The 9,478-nt window shown below is 65.3% G+C and carries 11 protein-coding genes; 1 reads left to right on the top strand and 10 read right to left on the bottom strand.

The annotated features are described in order from the left end of the window. The coding region (locus QZ281_RS11405) for a 16S rRNA (uracil(1498)-N(3))-methyltransferase (RefSeq protein ID WP_292228442.1) at positions 1-697 on the bottom strand (697 nt) is incomplete at its 3' end. 98 nt (positions 698-795) lie between these two features. On the opposite strand from QZ281_RS11405, the gene QZ281_RS11400 reads away from it, so the two are divergent. Then, entirely contained in the window at positions 796-2,328 is a 1,533-nt protein-coding gene (locus tag QZ281_RS11400; RefSeq protein WP_292228440.1) for an AarF/UbiB family protein, read from the top strand. 5 nt (positions 2,329-2,333) lie between these two features. Here QZ281_RS11400 and QZ281_RS11395 read toward each other — a convergent pair whose 3' ends face one another. The 9 genes from QZ281_RS11395 to QZ281_RS11355 all read right to left on the bottom strand — a co-directional run. After that, the gene (locus QZ281_RS11395; RefSeq protein WP_292228438.1) at positions 2,334-2,687 is read right to left on the bottom strand and encodes a hypothetical protein; all 354 of its coding nucleotides are present in this window, start codon (positions 2,685-2,687) and stop codon (positions 2,334-2,336) included. A 12-nt stretch (positions 2,688-2,699) separates the two neighbouring features. Next, on the bottom strand, positions 2,700-3,593 hold the full coding sequence (locus QZ281_RS11390; protein ID WP_292228437.1) for a bestrophin family protein: 894 nt from the start codon (positions 3,591-3,593) through the stop codon (positions 2,700-2,702). A gap of 67 nt (positions 3,594-3,660) precedes the next feature. Continuing rightward, the gene (locus QZ281_RS11385) at positions 3,661-3,915 is read right to left on the bottom strand and encodes a Txe/YoeB family addiction module toxin (protein ID WP_292228435.1); all 255 of its coding nucleotides are present in this window, start codon (positions 3,913-3,915) and stop codon (positions 3,661-3,663) included. Continuing rightward, positions 3,912-4,169, bottom strand: coding sequence for a type II toxin-antitoxin system prevent-host-death family antitoxin (locus QZ281_RS11380; protein ID WP_292228433.1), 258 nt, complete (start codon positions 4,167-4,169; stop codon positions 3,912-3,914). Before QZ281_RS11380 ends, QZ281_RS11385 begins: the two co-directional genes overlap by 4 nt. Positions 4,170-4,209: 40 nt before the next feature. Next, positions 4,210-5,373 carry an acyl-CoA dehydrogenase family protein gene (locus tag QZ281_RS11375; protein ID WP_292228431.1) on the bottom strand — a complete coding sequence of 388 codons (1,164 nt, stop codon included), beginning with the start codon at positions 5,371-5,373 and terminating at the stop codon, positions 4,210-4,212. A gap of 181 nt (positions 5,374-5,554) precedes the next feature. Beyond that, positions 5,555-7,339: an acyl-CoA dehydrogenase C-terminal domain-containing protein gene (locus QZ281_RS11370; RefSeq protein ID WP_292228429.1), complete on the bottom strand. Its 1,785-nt coding sequence runs from the start codon at positions 7,337-7,339 to the stop codon at positions 5,555-5,557. Between the two features lie 3 nt (positions 7,340-7,342). Next, the gene (locus tag QZ281_RS11365) at positions 7,343-7,822 is read right to left on the bottom strand and encodes a MerR family DNA-binding transcriptional regulator (RefSeq protein WP_201096571.1); all 480 of its coding nucleotides are present in this window, start codon (positions 7,820-7,822) and stop codon (positions 7,343-7,345) included. Between the two features lie 149 nt (positions 7,823-7,971). After that, positions 7,972-8,388 (bottom strand): DoxX family protein, encoded by a 417-nt coding sequence (locus tag QZ281_RS11360; RefSeq protein WP_292228427.1) that lies wholly within the window; start codon positions 8,386-8,388, stop codon positions 7,972-7,974. Between the two features lie 193 nt (positions 8,389-8,581). Continuing rightward, a partial coding sequence (locus QZ281_RS11355; protein ID WP_363297826.1) for a TraB/GumN family protein occupies positions 8,582-9,478 on the bottom strand: 897 nt, incomplete at its 5' end.

Here is a 9,478-nt window from a genome sequence, read left to right as displayed (position 1 = left end):
CCGCCTGCCACAGGCTCATGGCGGTGATGGCGGCGGTGTCGGCGCGCAGGATGCGTGGACCCAGTGAGACAGCGGTGGAAAAGGGCAAAGACCGCAGCCGCTCACCCTCTTCCGGCGAAAAACCGCCTTCCGGCCCGATCAGGATCGACCACGGACCTTCGCCTGCCGCACGCAGGGCCGATACCGCAGGCGCGCCGCCGGTTTCGTCACAGAACATCAGGCGGCGCCCGTCCTCCCAGCCGTTCAGCACAGCATCCAGCCTGACCGGATCATCGACGGCGGGAACATCCAGACGCCCGGTCTGTTCGGCGGCTTCCTCGGCGATGGCGTCCAGCCGATCCAGCCGGATGCGGTCGGCGTTGGTGCGCTGGGTCAGGACCAGTCGCACACGTCGTGCGCCCAGCTCGGCGGCCTTTTCCACGATGGTTTCGACGCGGGCCTTCTTCACCACGGCGACGATCAGTTCCAGGTCGGGACCATAGGTCTGGGGCCTCACCTGTTCCTCGGCGCGCAGGATGACGCCCTTCTTCAGCACTTCGGCGACCGAGGCGCGCCATTCGCCGTCACGTCCGTTGAACGCCAACAGGTCGTCGCCGACCTTCAGCCGCATCACCTGGGTCAGATAGCGGGACTGGTCCAGCGTGGGCGCGACGGGTGCGGCGGGCGCCAGCGCACCCTGAACATGAAGACGGATCATGGCGCGTGCATATCGCGGTTTACACGTCTGAACCAATCCCTGATGCCGCTTCGTTTGCTGCTGTGGAACGTCGCCCTTCGCCTGGCGTTTGTCTGGCCATGTTCACAACCTTGGCTGTTGCAGCGCGCGACCGAAAACGTCTGACGGAGATATCCGGGATTGCGGCCCGGTTCGGGCTGGGCGCGGTTTTGGCGCGGCTGGGGCTGGGCGGAGGCGGCGTTGACGACGAGGGCGCCGAGCCGCTGTCGCGTCGCACGCGACTGTCGCTTGAGGCGCTGGGGCCGACCTTCATCAAACTGGGTCAGATACTGTCGACACGTTCGGACCTGTTGCCGCCCGACTGGATCGAAGAGTTCGAGCAGTTGCAGAGCAACGGCGTGACGCTGGATTTCGACATCCTGCGCCCGGACGTCGAGGCCGCATTGGGCGGGCCGCCTGAACTGGTCTTCGCCCGTTTCGACGTGACGCCCCTGGCCGCCGCCTCCATCGCCCAGGTTCACCGCGCCGCCCTGCAGGATGGGACCGAGGTGGTGCTCAAGATCCGCCGCCCCGGCGTGCGGCCCCGCGTCGAAGCCGATCTGCGCCTGATCGCCGAACTGGCGCGCAAGGCCGAACAGGCCAGCGCCGAAATCGCCCGCTACCGCCCCCGCGCCCTGGTCGCCCAGTTGTCCGAGGCCATGCTGGACGAACTGGATTTCACCACCGAGGGCCGCAACACCGACCGCTTCGCCGCCGACTTCGCGCGCAATCGCGATGTGGTCATTCCCGCCGTCTATTGGGACTACACAACGGACCGGGTGCTGGTTCAGGACTATCTGGACGGGATTGCGCCGATTGACGCCGAGCGGCTGCGGGCGGGAGGCGTCGATCCTCATCGTCTGGCCCGCATCGGTGCAGACGCGGTGCTGGACATGGTTCTGGTCAACGGTCGGTTCCACGCCGACCCGCATCCCGGCAATCTCAGGGGCATGGTGGGCGACCGGGTGGGCCTGCTGGACTTCGGCATGGTGGGCACGGTCACGCCACGTCGTCGGGCCGAGCTGATCAGCTTCGTTCAGGCGCTGGCGGGCGGCGACGCCCAGCGGATGGCCGAGGTTCTGGCTGACTGGACCGAGGGCGCAGATGTCCCGTCCCAGAGCCTGACGGCGGGGGCAGAGCGGCTGATTGCGCGTCACGGTCAGGGGCAGGTGGATCTGCCGGCCATCGTTGCCGACCTGATGGCCCTGATGCGTCAGGAGCGGGTTTCGGCGCCGCCGGACCTGATGCTGATCCTCAAGGCCCTGGTCACCATCGAGGGGGTGTTGTCGCGCGTCGATCCCGAGTTCGATCTGGTTCGCGCCATGAGCGGCGCCTGGAAGCGGGTGGTCTTCTCGCGGCGCAGTCTGGGGACAGTGCAGAACCAGTTGGTCGGCGCCCTGCTGGACCTGTCGGCGTCAGGCGGCGACCTGCCGCGCATCATCCGGGCGGTGTCGCGGCGCCTGCTGGACGATCCGGGCAAGCAGGCTGGCGCCTCTGACCGTCAGACGGCGCTGGCGGTGACGCAGGCGGGGCGGTGGATCGGGGGCTCGATTCTGGGGGCAGGCGGGATCATCGCAGCGGCTCTGGTCATCGCGGCGTGGCTGGGCCGCTGAGGCGCTCACGCCTGTTCGTCTGAACCTTTGGCGCGATAGTCCGCCAGGCCTTCCGCGGCCTCGCCCTGTGTTCCGTAGAGGCCGGATTCAAACAGCGGGAACTCGGCCTCCCATGAGCCGAGCTTGGGCGCCGAGAGCGTTTCGCGCCGCCATTCGGTGAAACTGTAGAGGCCATCCTTGCGGCGTATGATCTCGAACCAGGCGCCGGGTCTGGGGCTGTCCTGTCGCCAGACGACATCCCGTGCGGGGTGCTTGAAGGGCGCAATGACGGGCTTAGGTCTAGAACTCAGAACCGCTTTCAGCCGCTTGTTCAGCCCATCCAGAAACCGCTCGAACGGGCTCTTTTCGATCAGGGCCATCGAGGTTCGTCCTCAGGTCAGGTGATAGCGCACGGGCGCGACCGGCTCGGGCAGGGGGCTGACCCCCATCGCATCCAGCAGTTCGCGTTCGACCGTGCGGCTCATGGCGTCCAGCGCCAGATCATTGTCGTCCTCGCCGAACGGGTCTTCCAGCTCATCGCCCAGCGCGTCCAGACCAAAGAAGGCATAGCCGACGATGACGCTGAGCAGCGGCGTCCACCAGCCCAGCGCTGGGGCCAGGGCGAAGGGCAGGAACAGGCAGAACAGATGCGCCGTCCGGTGCAGCAGCAGGGAATAGGCAAAGGGCAGGGGCGTATTCTTGATCCGCTCGCATGCGGCCTGAACATGGGTCAACTCGCCCAGTCGCAGCTCCAGCACCGAATAATGGATCGGCGTCAGCCGCTCATCCTGCATCAGTCGCCCCAGACGATCCCCGACCTGCGACAGGGCGGCGTCGGTGGGATTGGGGCGGTCGGCGCTGACGCCCGTGCTCCACGGCGCGATGGCGGCGACCTCGTCGCGTCCGCGCAGTCGGGCGTTCAGGCCATAGGTGAAGCCGATCAGGCCGCGCAGCATCGGCTCGCGGTCCGCCGCCGTCAGGATCGAGGCCTGGCGGGCGAAGCCCCGGCTGGCGATGATCAGTTCACCCCACAGCTTTCGCGCCTCCCACCAGCGGTCGTAGCAGGTGTTGTTGCGGAAACTCATGAAGATCGAAAGCGCCAGCCCGATCAGGGCGAACGGCGTGGCGCTGAGCTGGCCGACCAGTCCGGGCCAGCGCTGGGTCAGATAGACGGCCAGCGCCGACACCGCCGTCATGGCCGCCAGCCGCCAGATGATGCGGGGCAGGATCGAGCCGCGCAGCGCAAAGGCGATCTCGAACAGCGTAGGTTTGGCGCGGACGATCATGCAGCAGGCCTTACGCCCGTCGAACCGCCCGCGCCAAGGGTCTTACAGCGTGCGGGCGATCAGGCGTTCAGTAGTGGTAGCGGCACTGAACGATCTCCAGCCCTGCCTGGGTCGCGCGATAGACCAGCCGGTGTTCCTGATCGATGCGGCGGGACCACCATCCTGACAGTTCGCCTTTCAAGGGTTCGGGCTTGCCTGATCCGGTGAAGGGCGTGCGCTGGCACTCCTTGATCAGGGCGTTCAGCTTCTTGAGGGCCTTGCGATCCGTTTCCTGCCACTCGACGTACTGGGCCCAGGCGCGGGCCGAGAATATGACGTTCATTCCTCGATCAGTTCGCGCGCCTGACTGGCACCTGCTTCAAGTTCGGCGATGGAGGCGCGCAGCGCCTCGCGGTTGGCCGGGCTGCGCAGCAGGTAGTCGGTTTCCTGCCAGGAGGCGAAGTCCTCCAGCGACATCAACACCGCCGCTGGCTTGCCGCCATCGCGCGTGATGATGGTGTAGTCGTGGTCCGCCGTCACCCGGTCGATCGTGGCGGCCAAGTTCTTGCGCAGTTCGGTTACGGAAATGGCGTTCATGGCAGGAATGTACGCATTCGCGTACATTCCTGCAAGGGGCTTACAGCGTCCGGGCGATCAGCAGTTTCATGATCTCGTTGGTGCCGCCGTAGATGCGCTGGACGCGGGCGTCCTTGTACAACTGGGCGATCGGGTACTCGTTCATATAGCCGTAGCCGCCGAACAGCTGGAGCATCTCGTCGATGGTCTCGCCCTGGATGTCGGTGACCCAGTATTTGGCCATCGAGGCGGTGGCGGCGTCCAGCTTGCCCTCAAGATGCAGGCCGATGCAGTGGTCGACGAAGACCTTGGCGACGGTCAGCTTGGTCTTGACTTCGGCCAGCTTGAACTGGGTGTTCTGGAAGTCGAGGATCGATTTGCCGAAGGCCTTGCGTTCCTTGACGTAGGCGATGGTGGCTTCCAGCCCGCGCTCGGCGGCGGCGACGCCCTGAACGGCGATGTTCAGGCGCTCTTGCGGCAGTTGCTGCATCAGTTGGACGAAGCCCTGACCCTCGACCCCGCCGATGATGTTGTCGGCAGGCACCTTCACGTCATTGAAGAACAGTTCGGAGGTGTCGTTGGCCTCCATGCCGATCTTGTGCAGGTTGCGGCCGCGCTCGAAACCTTCCGCGCCATCCGTTTCGACCACGATCAGCGACGTGCCTTTCGAGCCCTGCGACGGGTCCGTCTTGGCCACGACGATGATCAGATTGGCCAACTGGCCGTTGGTGATGAAGGTCTTGGAGCCGTTGACGACATAGCCGTTGCCGGACTTGATGGCGGTGGTCTTGACGCCCTGCAGGTCAGAACCCGCGCCCGGTTCGGTCATGGCGATGGCGCCGACCAGTTCGCCGGTCTGCAGGCGCGGCAGCCAGCGCTGCTTCTGCTCTTCGGTGCCGTAGTGCCAGATGTAGGGCATCACGATCGCATTATGCAGCGAGATGCCGAAGTGATCCGCGCCCTTCCAGCCCAGTTGGCGCATCAGCACGACCTCATGGCGATAGTCGCCGCCGAAGCCGCCGTCTTCTTCCGGCTGCGACAGGCCCAAGAGGCCGGCGTCGCCCGCGTCGTTCCACAGTTGGCGCGGCACGCTGGAGTTGGCGATCCACTGCTGCACCTTGTCCAGAGGCGCGTGCTCGTCGATCCACTTGCCGACGCTGTCGGAGAAGAGGGTGATTTCCTCTTCCTGCATGAAGGCGGGTTCGGGGCTGTTGAGCACGTTCATCGGTTTCGTCCCTGACGTTTTTTATGGCCGTCATCCTCGGGCTTGTCCCGAGGACCCACCTATCCGCCGCACGAGCGAATGGGTGCGCAGTTCAGGTCGTCGTGCCCACGGTTCCTCTCGTGCGGTGGAACCGTGGGCCCTCGGGACGAGCCCGAGGGTGACGGTATTTAATCGCGAAGCCTCAGAAGGCCTCGGCGGGCATCGCCATCAGCACGTCGGCGCCGGTCTTCAGCTTTTTCAGGTGGGCTTCGGCGTCGGGCAGGATGCGCTCGACGAAGTAGCGGCCGGTCTGCAGCTTGGTGGCGTAGTAGGGATCGGTCGCACCGGCTTCCACCTGCGCTTGGGCGGCCTTGGCCATCTGCGCCCACATATAGGCCAGCGCCGTGATGCCGAAGACGTTCAGATAGTCGGTCGAGGCGGCGCCGGCGTTGTCCGGGTTGGCCATGCCGTTCTGCATCATCCACATGGTGCCTTCCTGCAGCTTGGCCTTCACATCGGCGAGACCGTCCACGAAGGGCTTGATGGCTTCATTGCCGCTGTTCTCGGCGACGAAGGCGTCGATTTCGCCGAACCAGGTCATGATGGCGCGGCCGCCGTTGGCGGGCAGCTTGCGGCCAACCAGGTCCAGCGCCTGAATGCCGTTGGTGCCTTCGTAGATCATGGTGATGCGCGCATCGCGCAGATACTGCGAGGCGGTGAAGTGTTCGGTGTAGCCCGAACCGCCGTGAACCTGCATGCCCAGCGACGCGACATGGAAGCCCTTGTCCGTCAGATAGGCCTTCAGCACCGGCGTCAGCAGACCCATATAGTCCTTGGCCTTGGTGGCGACGGCGGCGTCTTCGGATTTCTCCAGATCGGCCTGCAGCGCGGTCCACAGGATGAAGGCCTGGCCGCCTTCGACGAAGGCCTTGGACTCCAGCAGCATGCGGCGCACGTCGGGGTGGACCATGATGCTGTCGGCGGGGCCTTCGGGGTTCTTCGGTCCGGTCAGGCTGCGGCCCTGCAGGCGGTCGCGGGCGAACTCGACAGCGGCCTGATAGGCGGCGGTGCCGATGGCCAGACCCTGCAGGCCGGTGCCCAGACGGGCCTCGTTCATGACCACGAACATGTTGTTCATGCCGCGGCCTTCTTCGCCGATCAGCCAGCCCTTGGCGCCGTCATATTGCATGACCGCCGTGGCGTTGCCGTGGATGCCCATCTTGTGCTCGAGACCGGCGCATTCCAGCGTGTTGCGCTCGCCCAGCGAGCCGTCTTCGTTGACCAGATACTTGGGCACCACGAACAGCGACAGGCCCTTGATGCCCGGAACCGCACCTTCGACGCGGGCCAGCACCGTGTGGATGATGTTGTCGGCGAAGTCGTGCTCGCCCGCCGAGATCCAGATCTTCTGGCCGGTGATCGAATAGGAGCCGTCGCCGTTCGGCACAGCCTTGGTGCGGACCATGCCCAGATCGGTGCCGCACTGGGGCTCGGTCAGGTTCATGGTGCCCGACCATTCGCCGGTCGCCATCTTGGGCAGGTATTTCTGCTTCAGCTCTTCCGAGGCGTTGGCGTGGATGCCCGCATAGGCGCCCGCCGTCAGGCCCGGATACATCGAGAAGGCGGCCGATGCGCCCGCCGTCATCTGCCCAAAGGCCGAGGCGACGACGCTGGGCATGCCCTGACCGCCGTAGGCCGGATCGGCGGCCAGCGCCATCCAGCCGGCTTCCGACATGGCCTTATAGGCTTCTTTCCAGCCCTTGGGTCCGGTGACCACGCCGCCTTCGGCCCAGTGGCAGCCTTCCTTGTCGCCCGGATTGTTGATCGGGGCGATCACTTCGTCGGCGAACTTGGCGCCTTCTTCCAGGATCTGGCCGATCAGGTCCGACGACACGTCCTGGAAGCCCGGCTGGTTGGTGTAGCGGTCGATTTCCAGCACTTCATTCAGGATGAAGGTGAAGTCACGGACAGGCGACTTATAGGCCATGAGTTACGCTCTTGCTTTGAAGGGGTGATGGTCGTGGTTGAGGCGGGACTGGAGAAGCTTCTCGTAGTCCTCGGCGCCCGGCAGCAGGTCCGGGCGGTGTTCTGAAAGCTTGGATTCCATCCAGGCGCAGGCGGTTTCCGCCGTCTCGATCGCGCCTTCGATGTCTTCGAGTTGCTGTTTCAGCGCAGCGATCTGTGCGCGATGACGCACCAGGGCCACCGCCATCTGATGGACGTTGTGGTCCTTCTGATCATAGAGATCCATCATGTCCTGGATCTCCTGCAGGGTGAAGCCGATGCGGCGCCCCCTCAGGATCAGTTTCAGCCGTGCGCGGTCGCGTGAGTCATAGACCCGCGTCTGGCCCTTGCGGGCGGGGGTCAAAAGGCCCTTGTCCTCGTAAAAACGAAGCGCACGGGCCGTCGCGCCGAACTCGCGGCACAGCTGGCGGATGGAATAGGTGCGATGATCGTCGGCAGTGGCCATGCCGCCTTCATAACTTTACGCGCACGTAAAGGGAAGGGGCTTTACGCGCACGTAAGGGTAAGCTTTGTGCGCGAACTGTCGCAGACAAGAAAAAGGCCCGGAGCCCTTGCGGGTTCCGGGCCTCTGCACGCAGGGCCTAAGAGGGGAGATCAGGCCTTGCGGCGACCCAGCAGCACCGGAACGGTGATGGCCAGAAGCAGCAGGTTGACGACGGCCAGGCCGATGTCGTGGCTGAGGCCGTGAACCATCAGCATGGTCGCCTCCATCGCGATCAGGCCGACCGCAGCGGTCAGCAGGATCGGCCGGCCGATGCGCCATGAGATCAGCGGCGCCAGCACGGCCAGACCCAGGATCAGCTCGACCACGCCGACGCCGCGCACCATGTTGTCGGGCGCGACGGCGGGCCAGCCCATCAGGGCGATCAGGTTGCTCATCGGCTCGGTCAGCTTGGCGTAGCCGGCGGCGATGAAGAACATCGCGATCCATCCCTGGAAGGTCCAGAGGGCGACATTCTTGTAGGTTGAACGGGTCCGGGCGCGGCCCGAAGTCATGGTGGTGGTGGTCATGGGGAGGAAATGCCTAATCCGTAACAGTGACGATATCGGTTCGTCGTCACCGCTTCGCAAGAGGGTCTATAGTCGCGCTTTCAAAAATAGTCATCACCCGATGACATCAGCTGATGACTTCGGATGATGACGAATTGTTACGGGGTGGGGCCGTTCGTCCGATTCGCGCCGTTGAAGCAACGGGTTCGGAGGATTATTCCCGTGTCACAGTGACGCCTTTCGCCGCCAGCAACTGCTGCAGGCTGTCGTCCCCGGCCAGGTGGGCGGCGCCCACAGCGATGAAGACTGTGCCAGATCCTTTCAGCAGGGTTTCGATCTGGTCGGCCCAGTCGGCGTTGCGTCTGGTCAGGAAGATCTGGTGCACTTCTTCGGAAATGGCGCGGCCGTTCTCGAAGGCGAACCTGTCCATGGCGCCGGTGTCGCCTGTGCTCCAGCCTGCAACGGCCCGCTCCATCTGTTCGGCGGCGGTGGCGTAGGTGGTCAGATAGTTGCGCAGATAGATCATCTGGCCCTCGTCGCTCATCCGCGCCAGCCCGCCGACCTGCTGGTCCAGCGTCTCCAGCCCGTGAATGGACTTGCCCGCCGCCAGGGCCCGCGCGCGCAGGTTCAGTTCGACCGAGTTCTCGGGCACGAAGCCTGCCGCCTTCAGCGGGCCGGTGGCGATCATCATGGCGGCGAACCAGGGGCGGGCGGGGTCGATCTGTTCGGGGCTCATGCCCACGGTGCGCACCGCCGTGTCGAATGTCGCCTGCTCCTGCGGGGTCAGCCAACTGGACAAGGGTTTGTCCGGCGACAGGGCGTATTGCTGGAACAACGGGCCGAGCGCGGACTGGTCGTCGGGATCGGTGACCTCGAACCACACCTGCGACGCCGAGTTGAAGGCGGCGTCCACCTTGTCCGACCCCCAGGCCGTGCCGTCCCTCAGCATATGGATCGTGCCGTACAGATAGATGGTCGAATCCGCGTCGCGGATGGCCCACAGGGCAGGGCCGTCGCCGGCGGCGCGGGCGATGGGGGCGGGCGCTGCGGGCGCCTCTGCGGCATGGGCGTCGACGGCCAGGAAGGCGGTACTGGCGGCCAGGCCGACAGC

Origin of the sequence: Brevundimonas sp. (assembly GCF_018608325.1) — a bacterium.
Lineage (GTDB): Bacteria > Pseudomonadota > Alphaproteobacteria > Caulobacterales > Caulobacteraceae > Brevundimonas.
The sequence above is the reverse complement of the archived record's forward strand: the minus strand, read 5'-3'. Positions and strand labels throughout refer to the sequence as shown.

Coding starts and splice junctions, on each gene's coding strand:
- QZ281_RS11400 (WP_292228440.1), top strand. CDS start 796: ATGTTCACAACCTTGGCTGTTGCAGCGCGCGACCGAAAACGTCTGACG.
- QZ281_RS11395 (WP_292228438.1), bottom strand. CDS start 2,687: ATGGCCCTGATCGAAAAGAGCCCGTTCGAGCGGTTTCTGGATGGGCTG.
- QZ281_RS11390 (WP_292228437.1), bottom strand. CDS start 3,593: ATGATCGTCCGCGCCAAACCTACGCTGTTCGAGATCGCCTTTGCGCTG.
- QZ281_RS11385 (WP_292228435.1), bottom strand. CDS start 3,915: ATGAACGTCATATTCTCGGCCCGCGCCTGGGCCCAGTACGTCGAGTGG.
- QZ281_RS11380 (WP_292228433.1), bottom strand. CDS start 4,169: ATGAACGCCATTTCCGTAACCGAACTGCGCAAGAACTTGGCCGCCACG.
- QZ281_RS11375 (WP_292228431.1), bottom strand. CDS start 5,373: ATGAACGTGCTCAACAGCCCCGAACCCGCCTTCATGCAGGAAGAGGAA.
- QZ281_RS11370 (WP_292228429.1), bottom strand. CDS start 7,339: ATGGCCTATAAGTCGCCTGTCCGTGACTTCACCTTCATCCTGAATGAA.
- QZ281_RS11365 (WP_201096571.1), bottom strand. CDS start 7,822: ATGGCCACTGCCGACGATCATCGCACCTATTCCATCCGCCAGCTGTGC.
- QZ281_RS11360 (WP_292228427.1), bottom strand. CDS start 8,388: ATGACCACCACCACCATGACTTCGGGCCGCGCCCGGACCCGTTCAACC.